We start from the raw sequence: 15,630 nt of genomic DNA on the forward strand, positions 1-15,630 counted from the left end.
TCAATGAGCTTAACCCAATCAATTTGATTGTTTTTCATAAAATTGAGTATAAAGTCTTGAGTCATCTCATTAACTTTCGCAGCATACGCAGATTTAAATTTTTCATCTTTTGCTTTTTCATCAATTGGTACAATTATTTCTTGATAAAGATTATGATCATTAGATATAAAATACCAAAAATCCTGACCAGCATATTTGTAATAAATTTTTTCAATATCTATATTATTTTTTAAATGCACAGTCTCTCTTCCATACATGCAGCCATTTACTGCAATAATCTCACTAGTAACGCCTTTTTGCCTTAAATTTTGTTTTGCAATTTTAAAATTACTTTTCATTGCGGCTATCTGGTCAGAATTAGCCCAATTAGTTCCAGATTTTATTCCTACTATATAATAAATACCATCTCTTTCAAATTCTAAATCTACACTTTTAAAATTAGATTTAAAACCACCATATAAAGATTGAGATACATAAATAGCAAATCTTTCTAGTAAATTTCCAAATTTTGTTTCCTCTTGTGAAGAAAGAAAAGCATCAACAATGCTTTTTACTAAATCTCCAGCTAATTCAATATTTTTAGCTTTAAATAAATAAATATGGATTTTTACGCTTTAAAATGTCTTTTAAACGTAAATTATTTAGGTTATTAAGCCTATCGTTGTAAAAGGGAGTCATAACTTCCTCTGAAAGATAGTCATAATAATTTTGATAAAGAGAATTATTCATAGTAATTTCATTTGGGTAGCACTCTTATTAACGGCGTTTACCTTACCAACTTTTGAGTTATCCCGCTTTTTATCTGTTTCACTCAAGTTTTTCAGTCTTGACTTCGCCCAGTCCCCCATTGGAACCATTACTTCCTCTTGGTACATATTAAATTTTTTTTGCTTATTGAACTGTAAGCATCTCTCCCAAGCATCACGAAAACGATTTGACCATTTACCAGGAAAACAATTTCTTTTATGCCACATAAATTCTTCTGTCCACAACCAACCTTGTTTTTTCATCTCCAATATGAGTTCTAAAACATACGTGTGGCGTTCACTATTAACTACTCTTTCCTTGATGTTTAATATAAATGTTCCATCATCCTTCAAAACTCGCTTCAATTCTTGTGATATGGGTAAAAACCATTCCACATATTTATCAGGATGAACCCCTCCATAAGTATTTTTTCTACTATCAGCATAAGGAGGTGAGGTGACAATAAGATCAACAATATTAGAAGGGATAGATTGTAGAATATCCAAACAGTCGCCAAGGATAATTTTATTACGCCACTCCTCTAAATTTGGAGTAGATTCGTTTTGGTCTGAAACTGTAGATATTTCTGGGGAAATACTTAAACTCATTTTTGTAGTACATACAAAATCTTAGAAACTTATTAATAGCATGATTCTTAAACTCAATGCATGAAAATAAAGCAACAAAGTTTTGTAAGCTATTAAATTAATATATTTCAAAATCAATATTGAACAAAAAGTTTGATTTTCAATAATCAAAGCCCGTGACGAGGATTGAACTCGTGACCTCACCCTTACCAAGGGTGTGCTCTACCACTGAGCCACACGGGCAAAATATAATTCCGATTTTTCAGCTAGAAGTTAAATGCTGGGAGTTTTGATGCTTACCCAGACATTATAACTTATAACTTCGTAAGTGGTGGGCCGGGCTGGATTTGAACCAGCGTAGGCGCTAGCCAACGGATTTACAGTCCGTCTCCATTAACCACTCGGACACCGACCCGATTTGTCTCACGATTTAAAATCTTAGCACCACCTTTTATAATTAGCAAGTGGTTAGAAAAAATAACTTGCAGGTAGAGATCGCAACAAAACTGCGTCTCTACCTTATGGATAAAAATACTGGTTACACGCTCATCTCCAGCATTCGTTGCATTGGTCGCAGTGCAGCAAGACGAATATCCTCTGACATGGTAATTTCGGGAGTGCGATTTTTCATTGCCCAGTAAAGCTTTTCTAGCGTGTTTAACCGCATAAATGGACATTCGTTACAAGCGCAGTTATTTATCGGTGGGGCAGGAATAAAATGCTTGTCAGGAGCTAGTTTTTGCATTTGGTGAATGATTCCCGGCTCTGTCGCAACGATAAATTCTTTCGTGGGGCTGCTTTGACAATACTTGAGTAAGGCGGCTGTGGAGCCAATAAAACTGGCGTGGCGCAATACACTACTTTCACATTCTGGGTGTGCGATCGCTTCTGCTTCAGGATGGGCAATTTTTAACTGGACAATTTTCTTTTCCGAGAAGGTTTCATGGACAACACAGCTACCTTGCCATAGCACCAAATCTCGTCCAGTTTGTTCCATGACATACCGCCCCAAATTCCGATCTGGGGCAAAAATAATCGGCTGTTCTTTCGGTATCTGTTCTACAATCTTCACAGCGTTGGAACTGGTGCAAATAATATCGCTCATCGCCTTGATATCAGCAGAACAGTTGATGTAAGACACCACCAAATGATCTGGATGCGCTGCCTTAAAAGCTGCAAATTCGTCTGGTGGACAACTATCTGCTAAAGAACAACCAGCATCCAAATCTGGTAAAAGTACTAATTTATCGGGATTAAGTATCTTTGCTGTTTCTGCCATGAAGTGAACACCAGCAAAGACGATCACATCCGCATTGGTTTTTTCGGCGGCTCTTGCTAGTTGTAATGAATCCCCAATAAAGTCGGCAATATCCTGAATATCTGGCTCTTGATAATAATGCGCCAGGATAACTGCGTTGAGTTCTTTTTTAAGACTCTGAATCGCGGCAAACAAATCTAGTGGTAGTTCACCCAGTTGGGTGTTTTCTCGTTGAGCTAGTGCAGTAGTAAACACAGTTTAGGGGTGCTTTATGTTGCAAATGTATGTCCTGTGGATTCAATTATAGTAGTTTTTACCAAAAATAGTGGACGGTTGATATTTTGGGGTTGTGTCCAAATCGGGCTGAGTTTCATATCCTGGAGATAGACGGCAAGGAAAGTGGCATGACCAGTCAGAAAACTCAATCGATAAACCTCAAAATTGCTGTAGTTGGAGATATTCACGACCAATGGGAAGTGGAAGATGGCGTTGCACTCAAGCATTTGGGTGTTGACTTAGTGCTGTTTGTCGGGGATTTTGGCAATGAATCGGTGGAAGTGGTCAGAGCGATCGCATCTCTCGATATTCCCAAAGCAGCCGTGATGGGCAACCACGATGCCTGGTACACCGCCACCGAATGGGGACGTAAAAAGGCTCCTTATGACCGCTCTAAGGAAGACTGGGTACAGGAACAACTCGATTTATTAGGTTCGTCCCATGTCGGTTACGGTAAGTTAGATTTCCCCGCTTGGAATTTAACTGTAGTGGGGGGTCGTCCCTTTACTTGGGGTGGCCCAGAGTGGAAATTCGCGGAAATCTGTAAAGAACGTTACGGTGTGACGAGTTTGGAAGAATCCGCCGATCGCATCTTCAAAGCTGTTAAAAGCGCCGCTTACGAGACAATTATATTTTTGGGTCACAATGGGCCTAGTGGGTTAGGCGATCGCCCCGAAGACCCCTGCGGCAAAGACTGGCATCCAATTGGCGGCGACTTTGGCGATCCAGATTTGGGCGAGGCGATTTCTCATGCCTTGACTGCTGGTAAAACCATTCCTCTGGTGACATTTGGTCACATGCACCGAGATTTACGCCATACCAAGAAGGTGCAGCGCAAGCCCATCTTTAGAAGTCCAGAGGGGACAATTTACTTAAATGCGGCTAGTGTCCCCAGGATTGTGGAAAATGACGGCGAGAAGTTGCGTAATTTTTCCATTGTCACCCTAGAGGCAGGTGTGGTTTCGCAAGTTTCCCTAGTTTGGGTGGGGAATGACTTTCAGGTAGCTAAGGGGGAAATTTTGTACGAGCGATCGCGTATTGTGTCGTAGATATTCGCATCCAGTAGTGCAATCTGCGTAGATAATAGGGTATAGTATTATCTGTCAAGTTTAGTGCTAACCAACAAAAGCGCCTGAATAGCGTCTAAAACTAGGATCAGCACAAGTTTGACAGATTTACTGGAGAGGTGGCAGAGTGGTCGATTGCGTCCGACTTGAAATCGGATGAGGCTAAAACCTCCGGGAGTTCGAATCTCCCCCTCTCCGTTGAATAAAAATTAGAATTTACAAATGTAAGTCATTGATTGGATTTCATCTCAGCAACGGCTTAATTGTAATTAATTCTTCATTAGCACCTCTTGAATTCTTAAAGTTAGGAAGAGCTTCAAGAAACTTACCTAAACGGATGCTGGCATAGATTCATTGATGGACTCATCTGCTTTTTCATAGAGAGCATTAAGGTAATCACGCTGCCGCACGCCTTTAATATTACTACCTCTCAATAATTGATGAAATAAGAGTCGAGCAGAATCTTCATGTAAAAGTACCTCACTTCCTGCTTGTAATTGTTTATTTTCTACATAATTTCTGGCTTCTATTTTGGACTGTTCCAAGTAGAAATGGAATAATTTGACGGCTTCCTCTTCATTTCTTATAGGTGAAAGTTGAACTTCATTAGCAAGACGACCTCTAATAGCTGGTAGCATTTCACGGTAACGATTAAGAGCATCTGTTGTTAAAGCAACCATTAAGAAAAGATATTGAGGTAGTGCATCAATTAAAGCGCGGAGAGCCGACAAATATCTTAAAACTATAGTTTTCGATAAGCTGAAGTCTTGCTTTTCTAATTCATCTAGAAGAATAAAAATACCTTCTAGAGTTTTCATCTGTGAACCTAAATATACAATATCTCTTAATGCTCTTGTTTTTGCTTCTACAGTATCTAGACGAAAATTTACTCCCAGCTCGGTTTGATGAATTTTTCTTACAGGTAATCCTAAAAGCCATTGATATGCTAGAGATATACGCTCATTTAGTTTTTCTTCTGACTTAACCTCTAAAAGAGTTCTTAGCATTGTTTTAATTTCGCTCATCCGAACAAATTCTAATAATTTTTCAATATCATCTATTTCTTGTTTCTTCTTTGCAAGTGCATCAATTGAACGACGTAAGTAGTCTTCTCCTAAATTTTCAAATATAGACCTAATGAGTGGACCAAAAAATGGTTCTGGATCTGGAACGTATCTAATAACAAAAAAACCTTGTGGAGAAAGTTTTTCACGCAAAGCATTTTCATACGCATTCAGAAGGTTGGTCTTGCCAATTCCTTGGCTAGCAGTTATTGAAATTACATGAGACTTGCGATCTGCATAAAATGTCTTTACCGCAGCATCAACTTGCTTATCTGCTTCTGTTGACATATGCGGATGACCACTGGTTTGTCCAGCGCTGGGGAAAGGGTTACTCAACACACCAAACTTTCTGTAAAGCAATTTGGATTGCTCTTCTGGTGCGTTAGTAGTCGCCTCATCTGTAAATAGATTTTCAAGAGGCATTTTTAACTCCTTCTAGCTTAATACGTACAGCAGATGTACCAGGTATAAGAAAATCTCCATGATAGAGATAAACTTTTTCTAACTGGGGAAGTCTGTCACTTGTCTTAATTATCCACAAATCGTGCTGTTCAAAACGAGTATCTGGAGTAGATCCTTCAGCATAGACATTCAATAAGTTTTGTTCTTGTGCTTCTTTCAGCAATTTTCTAGATAATATGGGATGAACAGCATATCTAATAGCCAATTCTTCTAACCAGCGACCAGTAAGTATCCATTCTGTGTCTTCCCTTGAACGAATTAATTTATAAACCTCTACTGCTAAATTAGCAAAATCTGCTAATTTAGGGATGTTATCAGTGGCAACAATTTTTTGGTTTTGTATATTCAACCAAGCACAGGCTGACTCACCGAGCTTGATGTAGGTTGGTTTTGCTTTGTTTGAAATTGGTAATGTGCTATATTCAACACTTTTGTTTTGATTTACATAGTTACATATTGCGTCAAAAGATGGTATTTTCTTCCAAAAATATAAAACTTTTATAGAATCTTCGTTTAGGATACTTTCCCATAAAAACTTTAGTAATTCTGTACATAGAATTTTATTATCATTAAGCTCAACAAATTTTCCACTATGCAGAAAATTCTTATACAAACTATAGCGAGATTGATGTGTTAAACCCAACTTTTCTTGAGCCTCTTGATTAGTTAGTTCTCCTTTGTCTACTAACATTTTCATTAGTAAGAACATCTGATCTGGACTAAATGCATATGTCTTAGCTATTGCTTCTATATTTGGGCTAGAAACTGCATTAGTTTGATCTTGGCTTTCTATGTCGGTTGATAGCACAATGAAGGTATTATCTGTTGTTACAGAGGATGTTACAGAGTTAAAATTTCCCCAAAGAAGATCATCCTTAACATGATGTGGTTGCCAACTATATTCCCCACTAGGTATGCCCCATAGCTCTAATGACTCATTAGTGTTGTAATTTTGCAAGCGCAGGCAACCAAAAGATACAGCTAATTCCCAAAGGACATCTGTTAGTGGTACTGTATATATTTCTTGACTGAAAGGATGAAAAAGAGAGCCAGTCAGTTTTCTACTATCAAATTTAGGAACAGAACGAGCTTGGAAAAAGAATACATCCATTCCTTCAGCCATTGTCATTCTAGCTAGACCTTGATCGCTGGTAAGAAGGGCAAGTGGATGATCCGGGCGAACTTGGGTTTGAAAGCGTCGTGCAGTTTCTAAAATGAGACGATCAGCAAAACTTCTAGTTACATTTTGTAAGCCTAAAGCTTTATCTTCAGAATCTGGGCTAGATGTCACAATTCCACGTAGGGGATCAGCACCTAAATCACCACGTTCTATTTCTGCATCCGAATGTAATTCTAGACGAAGTAAAGTTCTTTGCCCTCCTTGACTAAGAAGATGTTGACGAAGTGTTGCAGGGTGATTTTTAGTTTTGTTCTTATTTTCATTACTCCAGCGAATTTTAGAAAGATAATTATCTACTTGTGTAAGTATTTCCATATGAACTATCGCTGGAACTTTAATTCTTACCCAAGGCGTAAGAAAGCGACATAAAAAATCAAGTCCTCCTTGATGAACGGCTGATGTATCTGTAACAACTGTGATCGGTTTCTGTAAAGGTATTTTGGCAATAGTTTCAACATCAAAAATTGGTAAAAGTAGTAGAGTCCTTCGTAATACATCCTGTAATCCTTCCCTAAAAGCTTTCTGAACACTATCTTTAGTCTGTGGATTTTCAAGAGCTTTAGCAATATTCTCATTGAGCTTTTCTGAGGATGGTAATTGCCATTCAAAGCCACCAAACTTAGCAGCACAATACTCATCATATCTGGGTTCATTTTCAGTATATTTCTCTCCTGGTTGTAATGAAATAGTTCCCACATTTACCCATTTTTCACGCCCAAAACAAATATCTTCACCAAGAAATATTTCAAATGGTTCTCCCTTATTACCTAATTGGGCGATACATTTTAGTGCATCTTCTTTACTGAGTAATTTTAATTCCATATGCTTATTATTTTAATGAAGAGACACATTGACATCTGGAACATTAACAAATGTATCACATACCCACTGAATATGTTGGCGTAAAGCTAGAAGTTGATGTTGACGAAGGTTGACAGTATCACTATTAGATAAGCGTCTAGATAAGGGTTCAAGTTCTTCTGAGTCGCTCCAAGATGATTCGTCGTTAGATAGTATCTCGTCTATTACTTGAATAACTTGTTTGAACTGCTCAATTCCACGTTTTTCTGGTTTCGTTCCTAGTGTAAATTTTTCAATTAGTTCTTCTCTTAGTCGCTGAGTTTGCTCACTGCTAGTCATTGAACCAAAGGGATCTCCAAACGGTTCCCAAGAATAAATTGGTTGTTGATGAAATGTCGGATCGACTAAAGCATTTGTGTTGATGTCTAAGTATGTTTTTTCCCAACGACAAGGTTGCCAAACAATAAGCTTTAATGGACTTGAACTATTGCTGATCACAAGAATTAATTCTCCAAAGTAATTATTAATTAATAGTTATAGCGATTCCCAGTTACGTGAGGTACAGATAATATTTTGAAACGCAAAGGGACGCAAAGTAAAGCGCAGAGGTACGCAGAGATTTGTACCTCAGCAGACTAGAAAAAGCTATAGATTAAATTTAACTATCAAATTAGTTTCCATTTAGGAATCATAGGTTTTGAGTATCAAGTCAAAACTTGAGTGATTTTTTTGGATATTATAATCATAATTGCAACTTGGCTACACTTTCTCAAAAGCAGAGATGCGATCGCCCCACTCCCGCCTTATGCTTGCATCGTGCTAGCATAAAGATAAATTCTACTTTGAGGTAAAGCAATGGCTACCCTTTATGTAAGAAATTTACCTGATGATTTGTATGCCAAGCTGCAAGAGTTAGCGGCATCTGAACACCGTTCCATTAATGCCCAAGTTATAACTCTGTTAGAACAAGCTTTAAAAACTGAAGCACAGCAAATAGAAGACCAGAAACACCAGAATGTACTTAAAGTCCTAGAAGAAAGTCGCCAGCGCCGCCGCGTGAATCCAGCAGACTTCGGATTACCTGATAGTACTGAACTGATTCGAGAAGACCGCGACAGATGACTACCCCTCTAAGATGCGTGTTAGATACCAGTGTGTGTATCAAGTATTTTATCGCTGATCCACTAACTGCCAAAGTTAATCAACTTTTCGACCATTTTGCCAATCCACAGACGGAAATATTTGTTCCAGACCTCTTTTACATTGAGTGTGCTAACGCCTTATTGAAGTACGTCCGTGCAAGGATGTACACTGCTGCTGAGGTTCAGACAGATTTAGCCACCCTCAAAGCTTTTCCGTTACGTGTTGTCTCGACATCTGACTTGATGGCGGATGCAGTTACTATAAGCTTGAGTTATGGAACTTCTGCCTACGATGCTTCTTATGTCGCGCTATCACAGCAGGTAGGTGCTACTTTACTGACTCTCGACGGCAAGCTGGTAAAGGCTTTAGCCGCTTCGTCTTACAATGTTTCCTCGTTTAATGACTTCGAGGTTCCGCCGTTAGAGTCAATGTAGAAGCGATCGCCTTTTCTCACCATATATTCAACCCCAAGGCATTGAATGAGGCTAAACAAATCGATACAAACTCAGAATTGGGGAAATTAAATTTTTATCACCGACTTACTTAGTTGCAATAAAATTAGTTTGTAAAGCAGGGTATGAACCTGCTGTTTTTAATACTCAATTGTCAAAAATGCCTTTTACTTATAACCGCACGGTTCGCTTTCAAGATACTGATGCTGCTGGGGTAGTTTATTTTGCTAATGCTTTGAGTATTTGCCATGAGGCTTATGAAGAATCTTTAGAAGCATCAAGTATTAATCTCAAAGATTTTTTTACTCATCCATCTGTAGCTTTTCCCATTGTTCATGCTAGTGTTGATTTTTTGCGCCCTATGTTTGGTGGGGACAAACTGCTGATTAGTTTAATTCCCCAAAAAATAGGTGTTGAGAAGTTTGAAATTACTTACGAAATTACTGTGGGTGAAGTGATAGTTGCTAAGGCTATTACTCGTCATGTTTGTATTGATGTGAGTAGTAGAAGTAAGCAGGAATTACCTGATGAGATTATTCAGTGGTTGGAGACGAACCGCAGAGACGCAGAGGGCGCAGAGAGAAGAAGGTCGAGGGAGATTATGTGATAGGGTTTTGGAGGAATTCTGTGGCTATTTGCTGTAATTGTTGGCGGTTGATTTTACCTTGGGAGTTGCGGGGTAAGTTTTGCTGGGGAATCCAATATTTAGGGATTTTAAATTTGCTGAGTTTGTCTTTGAGTAGGGTTTGGATTTTTAAGGCAGAGGTATTTGCTTTTTTAGGAATGTAAATCGCTGTTAAGGCTTGTCCCCAATGTTTATCTGGGATACCGATGACACAAATGTCGGCAACCATTTGAGTGGCTTGTATAGCTGATTCAATCTCTGCTGGGTAAATATTTTCTCCACCTGTAATAATTTTGTCGCTGCTACGTCCGACTATATTTAAATAACCTTGATCGTCTAAAAACCCTAAATCATCTACTTGGAAATCAGTTTTATTTTCTCTGGTTATAGGATAGTAACCAAGGGCTAAAGATTGAGCATTAATAGTGATATTTCCAATTTGATTGGGTTTTAAAATCTCGCTTTGCTGATTGCGAATAGTTACTTTGGCATGGGGAAGAATTTGACCACTGCTAATTTTACCACCGAGAAAATCATCAGGTTTGAGGGTAGCAATTTGAGAGGCGGTTTCTGTCATGCCATAGGTAGGTGCTAATCGAATACGATGAAATCTGGCTTTTTCTAGTAATTCCTTCCATGCTGGCGCACCTCCCAAAAGTACGGTATTAAATTGAGATAACCATTCAGTTAATTCTGGATTTTGCAGGAGACGTTGTAACTGTGTTGGTACTAAAGATATGAAAAATTCTGATTGTTTAATATTTAATATTTGACCGGATTCTACGGCTTTAAATGGTTGAATAGCTAGTTTACCTGCGGTGGTGAAAGAACGCATAAATTGCATTAAACCGCTAACGTGATATAGCGGCAACACGCAAAATGAATTGACTTGTTTGATTTGAAAGTATTCTGTAAATCCTTGTACCGATGAGATGAGAGTTTCCCAAGTGTGAATAGCAAATTTAATTTGTCCTGATGAACCACCTGTAGGAATCATGATGCTATTGGTAATTGGGCATTGGATATTATTTCCATACCCCATGCCCCATGCCCCATGCCCCATTCCCAAAATAATATCTGGCTGTACTAAATCAAAGACTTGTTGCCATTCTTGTGTTCCCCAGTCGGGGTTACAAAGAAAAATTGGACAATTAGCTGCACAAGCGGCAATAAAACTTGCTAAAAATCGTAATGGTTCGCATTCAGCTAAGATAATTTTTGGTGGCGTTCCACAGGCTGATAATTGTGTTAGTTCTAAATATAGTTCTTGAGCTATTTGATTCAATTGAGTACTGTTATAACCGATAAGCCAATCATCCTTAGATAGGTTATTTAGACAGTCTAAAGGTCGTTCCATAAAGATTGAAACCACGTTTCTTCTTGTTCAAAAAAATGGTCGATACCAAAACCAATTGCTCTGTTGTTTTGGGATAATTCGGCTGTGAGTTGGAGTGCTGCTTGTTTACCGATCGCAGTTTCAAATACTGATGAAAATACAGTATCAATTTGATACTGGTGGCAAAACTTTCTCAGACGAGATGGTGATCCAACTATCCCAGGCTTTATCACAAAAATCCCTCGCCAACCTAGTTGATAACAGGCGGCGAGTTGTCCAAGTGTGGCGACAGATTCATCTAAAGCGATCGCAGTTTCATAAGTCGTACTCAATTCCAACATCTGCTGAAATTGCTCAACGGGTAGCGGTTGTTCGATAAATTCAATTTCTATGGGTAGTTCTGCATTTGCCTTGAGATTGTCGCAAGTCCACAGCCATAAGTTAGCTTCTTCATAGGTGAGTCCACCGTTGGCATCTAATCGCAGTTTGGTAAAGGCGGGTAAGGTGTGTATTAGTAAGTCAAAAATTTCTAGTTCATCAGCGATCGCATCCACACCAATTTTCCACTTAAACGTGCGATATCCTTGCTGCCACAACGTTTCCCATTGATTTAAAGCCGCTTCCCCTGCTGGTAATAAGGCACTGAAAGATTGGGCATGGGGCATGGGGCATTGGGCATTGGGCATTGAGAAGAATTCATTTCCCCACTTCCCACTCCCCCACTCCCACGCTGACTCAAAGCCAAACTGACAAGCAGGTAACTCATCTGGGATCGAGAAAATTATCTCGTCTGTAATTTCTTCTGGAAGTTGGCGACAAAAATATAAGGCTTGTTCTAGGGTTTCGGAACCAAACCAGCTAATGGGGGCAATTTCTCCCCAGCCGACTTTACCTGATTCATCGGTGAGGCGAAGAATAATACCTTCACGAATATCCCACTTACCATGATTAGTAGTCAGCGATCGCAAAAATTTTCGCTGATAGGGACGAAATTGAAACCTGTAAGTCATTAGTCAAGATTTATTAGTGATTCTCCCAATTCCCAATGTCCTAGAGAATAAATCCTAAGCCGAACAGCAAGCAAGCCCAGAAATGCACGGCTACAGCGATGAATTTACAGTTACTAACTTTATCCGGCTGGTTATGATTTTCTTGGACGTGGCGGCATAATTTGACAGCAAAGGGTAAACTTACCCAACTCAGTAACGTCCAAACTGGAGAAATTCCCAATAGTACAAACAGCAAGGTGAGGGGATAAATGCTAGCAGTAAACCAGATTAGGACTTGGGCCCCTTTTTGGGTTCCTAGACGGACGATAGGCGATCGCTTACCTGCGGCTATGTCATCCTTAACTTGGTGGAAGTGTGAGCAAAACAAGACTAAGGTTGTGGCAATCCCAACAATGACTGAGGCTGCTAAACTTGTCATTGACCAAGTTTGAGTTTGGCTGTAGTAGGCTGCCTCTACTGCTAAAGGGCCAAAGGCAAAAAAGCAAAGAATCTCGCCTAAACCCTGATATCCTAAGCGAAAGGGAGGCCCTTGGTACATATAGCCCAAACCACAGCATAGTAGAATGATGCCGATAACAGTTAGGTCTTGTTGCCAAAAGGCGATCGCTAGTATGCCCAGCAATCCCAAACCTAAACACAAATTTCCTAACCAAAATACTAATAGCTTATTGCTAGTCAAATTCACCAGAGAATGTTGTTTATTTTGATCGATACCTGTTTCAGAATCAAAGACATCATTACTGATATTTTCCCAGGCAAGAATTAAAATTGCGGCAGTTACAAAAGTAGAAAATACTGCACCATTGAACATTTGAGTGTCTGCATAAGCAACTGCTGTTCCTACCCAAATGGGCATAATGGCAACGCTGTACATTGGCGGTTTAATCGCTGCCATCCATAACTTAGTGTTGGGATATAAAATTTGCTTGGTAGTCATCAGTTGTGATTAATTAAATTGCCGGAATATTACTCACACTTGAAATTTTATGATTTAAAGAGACGCTAGATTTGGGTGATATATAAATAACTCTCACTTGTTAACCTCGTGTTGTTAACACTCACCCTCACGTTGCAATCTCAGGCTGAAACTGTCTTATTATGGTCTAGGAACACCATGAACAAAGCAAATCCTACGCTGGTGAAATGGCAACTTAATATGTTACCTGTAAAAATACGACCACGATTAATTACACTTTAGGAAGTAACTTCAAAAAAATTTACTATCGTTAGATCCATGACAGTTTCACCATGTCGTAGCAACTTGTTTGTAGAGCGCAAAGATTTATATCAATTTTTGTTATCAATCCAAGAAAAGTGCCTCCAAAATAATGACAAGCAAATTGTCAGTATCTCTCAAGAGATCGATTTAGTTGATCCTTTACTTGTATTGGATCGACTTACACAAGCAAATGAAATAAATTTTTACTTTGAGGACAGAGCTAAAGGAGAAGCGATCGCAGCAATTGATTCTGTAGCAAAATTACAGATTGACGGTGCAGATCGTTTTGCTCAAGCTGAACATTTTATCAAATCTTGTCTAAAAAATATAATTAATTTTGGTAAAGCTAATCAACCTTTTTCTGGGCCTCACTTTTTTTCTTATTTCAGCTTTTTTGATAAAAACGCCCAAGCGGATTATCCATTTCCATCTGCTACCATTTTTCTTCCACGTTGGCAAGTAGCAGTAAAAAATCAGCGTTGTATATTAGTAACAAATATAATTCTTAATGAAAATACAAATATTCAAAGGTTGTTGGAGAATGTGCAAAATAAAATTGAATTTATCCAATCTTTAGAATATTACTCTGCTAATATTGATTGTTTTTCGGGAAATTTATACAAGAAATCTGTCACGAATGCTACACATTTTAAACGTTCAGTAATATCTGTTTTGGAAAAAATTCGGTCTAGTCATTTAAGTAAGATTGTCCTAGCAGATATATTAGATGTAAAATCAAGCAACCGCTTTGACTTAGTTAAATCCCTAAATAATCTTAGGCGAATACATCCTAATTGTTATATTTTTTCTACAAGTAATGGCAAAGGACAAAACTTTATTGGGGCGAGTCCAGAAAGATTAATTAGTATTAATAATCAACAGTTAATTACAGATGCTTTGGCTGGTTCTGCACCACGAGGTAAAACCCCTGCTGAAGATGCAGCTAATGCCAATCGCTTACTCAATAGTGAAAAAGAAAAGCATGAACATTCGCTAGTACTTGATTTTATTACACAACGCCTATCTCAACTAGGTTTGTCACCACAAATATTAGCACCACGGCTGCGACAATTATCGAACATCCAGCATTTGTGGACACCAATCAGTGCTGTAGTACCAGCGAACATCCACCCATTAAAAATTGTCGGACAATTGCATCCTACACCAGCCGTTGCTGGTGCAGCAAGAGATGTAGCCTGTGCCGAAATTCGTCGTTACGAAAGCTTTGAGAGAGGTTTGTATGCTGCGCCTCTGGGTTGGATAGATTCTCAGGGTAACTGTGAGTTTATTGTGGGAATTCGTTCAGCATTGATTGATGGCGATCGCGCGAGATTGTATGCTGGTGCTGGGATCGTTGCTGGCTCCGATCCTGACAAGGAGTTTGCAGAGGTGCAACTTAAACTTCAGGCGTTATTGAAAGCGTTAGTTTAAAGTTAATTACTAATCTTGTATGCCAGCTAAAGTCGATAAACCCTTAAGTTCCGACATCAAAGGGCGATCGCACTAATTTTTAATTTATTGTTTTGTTATTGCTGCTCATTTTAAGATGTAGTTTAACTCTTTGGAATATGATTTCAGAAAACCAAACCATTGAAGAACGTTATGGATTAGAAGATATAGATACAATTGCTGTGGGATTATTGGTAAATGCGCCTTTAGACCAAATAGCTGAAATTGTGGCACAGTTTGGGGCGGAGTGGGAGCAGGACATTCACGAGCAAAATATTCAAAATCCTGGACTGCTTGTATTTCAATTTCGCGGACATTCGTGGACAGGAATTTTAGATGTATCTATGACCGACAAGTATACGTATGTTACTACTGATACATTTGATGATTCTCATAACTTTGTAACCTGTTCGTGGGATTGGGAGCTACAGGCTCAATCTATTTCTCAACAGCTACATACCCGTACAATTTACTACTGGGTTGATGATTCTGGTTTGACCATTGGTTACGTTTATTGGGAGAACGGTGAACTGATGGAGCGTTTGGAGTTTGATGAGGCGATCTGGCAAGATAATCATGATGAAGCTTTACTGGACGAGCCGGAACGCCAAGTTGAGCCACACTTGTTTGAGTCAAAGTTTCGGCGACTGACAGCAGGAGAAATAGAAAACGCATATAGCTTTGTAGAAGACTTCCTGCATGAACAGCAGGCTTATGCAGCTACCAGATTGAGTCGCTTCAAGTGCCAACGCGATGATTTTATACGGATTGATTATATTGCTTTTGTTTAATACTTTTGCGATCGCGCGAGATTGTATGCTGGTGCTGGTATCGTTGCTGGCTCCGATCCTGACAAGGAGTTTGCAGAGGTGCAACTTAAACTTCAGGCGTTATTGAAAGCATTAGTTTAACGAGGCTTCTAAATTACAAAATATCCAAAGATTTATCTGCATA

The 15,630-nt window shown here is 38.9% G+C and carries 17 protein-coding genes, 3 tRNA genes and 1 pseudogene; 8 read left to right on the forward strand and 13 right to left on the reverse strand.

Features of this window, described 5'->3' with window-relative positions:
• The 7 genes from VB732_RS11195 to VB732_RS11225 form a co-directional block, all read right to left on the reverse strand.
• Positions 1-605, reverse strand: a 605-nt coding sequence (locus VB732_RS11195) for a PmeII family type II restriction endonuclease (protein ID WP_323231016.1), incomplete at its 3' end; no start/stop codon positions are given.
• A complete protein-coding gene (locus VB732_RS11200; protein WP_323230914.1) occupies positions 586-729 on the reverse strand; it encodes a PmeII family type II restriction endonuclease in 144 nt (47 codons plus the stop codon). The genes VB732_RS11200 and VB732_RS11195, both read right to left, overlap by 20 nt.
• The gene (locus VB732_RS11205) at positions 726-1,355 is read right to left on the reverse strand and encodes a site-specific DNA-methyltransferase (protein ID WP_323230915.1); all 630 of its coding nucleotides are present in this window, start codon (positions 1,353-1,355) and stop codon (positions 726-728) included. The genes VB732_RS11200 and VB732_RS11205 overlap by 4 nt, the downstream gene beginning before the upstream one ends.
• Positions 1,356-1,505: 150 nt before the next feature.
• Positions 1,506-1,577, reverse strand: a tRNA-Thr gene (locus VB732_RS11210).
• An 86-nt stretch (positions 1,578-1,663) separates the two neighbouring features.
• Positions 1,664-1,749: transfer RNA gene (locus VB732_RS11215), tRNA-Tyr, on the reverse strand.
• Between the two features lie 123 nt (positions 1,750-1,872).
• On the reverse strand, positions 1,873-2,847 hold the full coding sequence (nadA, locus tag VB732_RS11220) for a quinolinate synthase NadA (RefSeq protein WP_323230916.1): 975 nt from the start codon (positions 2,845-2,847) through the stop codon (positions 1,873-1,875).
• Between the two features lie 14 nt (positions 2,848-2,861).
• The gene (locus VB732_RS11225; RefSeq protein ID WP_163937771.1) at positions 2,862-3,017 is read right to left on the reverse strand and encodes a hypothetical protein; all 156 of its coding nucleotides are present in this window, start codon (positions 3,015-3,017) and stop codon (positions 2,862-2,864) included.
• On the opposite strand from VB732_RS11225, the gene VB732_RS11230 reads away from it, so the two are divergent.
• Both VB732_RS11230 and VB732_RS11235 read left to right on the forward strand, forming a co-directional pair.
• A complete protein-coding gene (locus tag VB732_RS11230) occupies positions 2,997-3,917 on the forward strand; it encodes a TIGR04168 family protein (RefSeq protein ID WP_323230917.1) in 921 nt (306 codons plus the stop codon). The two genes, VB732_RS11225 and VB732_RS11230, sit on opposite strands and share 21 nt — an antisense overlap.
• Positions 3,918-4,048: 131 nt before the next feature.
• Positions 4,049-4,133: transfer RNA gene (locus tag VB732_RS11235), tRNA-Ser, on the forward strand.
• Positions 4,134-4,264: 131 nt separating this feature from the next.
• Here the strand turns inward: VB732_RS11235 and VB732_RS11240 are convergent.
• The 3 genes from VB732_RS11240 to VB732_RS11250 are packed head-to-tail and all read right to left on the reverse strand — an operon-like array spanning position 4,265 to position 7,940.
• A complete protein-coding gene (locus VB732_RS11240) occupies positions 4,265-5,422 on the reverse strand; it encodes a hypothetical protein (protein ID WP_323230918.1) in 1,158 nt (385 codons plus the stop codon).
• Positions 5,412-7,463 carry a hypothetical protein gene (locus VB732_RS11245; RefSeq protein WP_323230919.1) on the reverse strand — a complete coding sequence of 684 codons (2,052 nt, stop codon included), beginning with the start codon at positions 7,461-7,463 and terminating at the stop codon, positions 5,412-5,414. Before VB732_RS11245 ends, VB732_RS11240 begins: the two co-directional genes overlap by 11 nt.
• Before the next feature lie 12 nt (positions 7,464-7,475).
• Positions 7,476-7,940, reverse strand: a complete 465-nt coding sequence (locus VB732_RS11250) for a hypothetical protein (protein WP_292717700.1) — start codon at positions 7,938-7,940, stop codon at positions 7,476-7,478.
• 357 nt (positions 7,941-8,297) lie between these two features.
• Between VB732_RS11250 and VB732_RS11255 the strand changes: the two genes are divergently transcribed.
• The 3 genes from VB732_RS11255 to VB732_RS11265 all read left to right on the forward strand — a co-directional run bounded on the left by VB732_RS11255 (position 8,298) and on the right by VB732_RS11265 (position 9,644).
• On the forward strand, positions 8,298-8,564 hold the full coding sequence (locus VB732_RS11255; protein WP_323230920.1) for a FitA-like ribbon-helix-helix domain-containing protein: 267 nt from the start codon (positions 8,298-8,300) through the stop codon (positions 8,562-8,564).
• Entirely contained in the window at positions 8,561-9,019 is a 459-nt protein-coding gene (locus VB732_RS11260) for a type II toxin-antitoxin system VapC family toxin (RefSeq protein WP_323230921.1), read from the forward strand. The genes VB732_RS11255 and VB732_RS11260 overlap by 4 nt, the downstream gene beginning before the upstream one ends.
• 178 nt (positions 9,020-9,197) lie before the next feature.
• Positions 9,198-9,644, forward strand: coding sequence for a thioesterase family protein (locus tag VB732_RS11265; protein ID WP_323230922.1), 447 nt, complete (start codon positions 9,198-9,200; stop codon positions 9,642-9,644).
• Here VB732_RS11265 and VB732_RS11270 read toward each other — a convergent pair.
• The 3 genes from VB732_RS11270 to menA are packed head-to-tail and all read right to left on the reverse strand — an operon-like array spanning position 9,637 to position 12,945.
• Entirely contained in the window at positions 9,637-11,019 is a 1,383-nt protein-coding gene (locus tag VB732_RS11270; RefSeq protein WP_323230923.1) for a 2-succinylbenzoate--CoA ligase, read from the reverse strand. The genes VB732_RS11265 and VB732_RS11270 overlap by 8 nt on opposite strands.
• Positions 11,004-12,008 carry an o-succinylbenzoate synthase gene (locus tag VB732_RS11275; RefSeq protein WP_323230924.1) on the reverse strand — a complete coding sequence of 335 codons (1,005 nt, stop codon included), beginning with the start codon at positions 12,006-12,008 and terminating at the stop codon, positions 11,004-11,006. Before VB732_RS11275 ends, VB732_RS11270 begins: the two co-directional genes overlap by 16 nt.
• A gap of 40 nt (positions 12,009-12,048) precedes the next feature.
• Positions 12,049-12,945 carry a 2-carboxy-1,4-naphthoquinone phytyltransferase gene (gene menA / locus VB732_RS11280; RefSeq protein ID WP_323230925.1) on the reverse strand — a complete coding sequence of 299 codons (897 nt, stop codon included), beginning with the start codon at positions 12,943-12,945 and terminating at the stop codon, positions 12,049-12,051.
• A gap of 297 nt (positions 12,946-13,242) precedes the next feature.
• Here menA and VB732_RS11285 point away from each other — a divergent pair, with 297 nt between their 5' ends.
• From VB732_RS11285 to VB732_RS11295, 3 genes and pseudogenes are all read left to right on the forward strand, one after another.
• Complete coding sequence (locus tag VB732_RS11285; RefSeq protein WP_323230926.1) at positions 13,243-14,658, forward strand: isochorismate synthase; 1,416 nt, start codon at positions 13,243-13,245, stop codon at positions 14,656-14,658.
• 137 nt (positions 14,659-14,795) lie between these two features.
• Positions 14,796-15,467 carry a hypothetical protein gene (locus tag VB732_RS11290; protein ID WP_323230927.1) on the forward strand — a complete coding sequence of 224 codons (672 nt, stop codon included), beginning with the start codon at positions 14,796-14,798 and terminating at the stop codon, positions 15,465-15,467.
• Positions 15,468-15,476: 9 nt separating this feature from the next.
• Positions 15,477-15,587, forward strand: a pseudogene (locus VB732_RS11295) (chorismate-binding protein); the annotation flags it as partial.
• Positions 15,588-15,630 lie beyond the last annotated feature (43 nt).

Source organism: Nostoc sp. UHCC 0252 (assembly GCF_034931145.1).
Lineage (GTDB): Bacteria > Cyanobacteriota > Cyanobacteriia > Cyanobacteriales > Nostocaceae > Nostoc.

Coding starts and splice junctions, on each gene's coding strand:
- VB732_RS11285 (WP_323230926.1), top strand. CDS start 13,243: ATGACAGTTTCACCATGTCGTAGCAACTTGTTTGTAGAGCGCAAAGAT.
- VB732_RS11205 (WP_323230915.1), bottom strand. CDS start 1,355: ATGAGTTTAAGTATTTCCCCAGAAATATCTACAGTTTCAGACCAAAAC.
- VB732_RS11240 (WP_323230918.1), bottom strand. CDS start 5,422: ATGCCTCTTGAAAATCTATTTACAGATGAGGCGACTACTAACGCACCA.
- VB732_RS11270 (WP_323230923.1), bottom strand. CDS start 11,019: ATGGAACGACCTTTAGACTGTCTAAATAACCTATCTAAGGATGATTGG.
- VB732_RS11245 (WP_323230919.1), bottom strand. CDS start 7,463: ATGGAATTAAAATTACTCAGTAAAGAAGATGCACTAAAATGTATCGCC.
- VB732_RS11200 (WP_323230914.1), bottom strand. CDS start 729: ATGAATAATTCTCTTTATCAAAATTATTATGACTATCTTTCAGAGGAA.
- VB732_RS11230 (WP_323230917.1), top strand. CDS start 2,997: ATGACCAGTCAGAAAACTCAATCGATAAACCTCAAAATTGCTGTAGTT.
- VB732_RS11255 (WP_323230920.1), top strand. CDS start 8,298: ATGGCTACCCTTTATGTAAGAAATTTACCTGATGATTTGTATGCCAAG.
- VB732_RS11265 (WP_323230922.1), top strand. CDS start 9,198: ATGCCTTTTACTTATAACCGCACGGTTCGCTTTCAAGATACTGATGCT.
- VB732_RS11275 (WP_323230924.1), bottom strand. CDS start 12,008: ATGACTTACAGGTTTCAATTTCGTCCCTATCAGCGAAAATTTTTGCGA.
- VB732_RS11260 (WP_323230921.1), top strand. CDS start 8,561: ATGACTACCCCTCTAAGATGCGTGTTAGATACCAGTGTGTGTATCAAG.
- VB732_RS11290 (WP_323230927.1), top strand. CDS start 14,796: ATGATTTCAGAAAACCAAACCATTGAAGAACGTTATGGATTAGAAGAT.
- menA (WP_323230925.1), bottom strand. CDS start 12,945: ATGACTACCAAGCAAATTTTATATCCCAACACTAAGTTATGGATGGCA.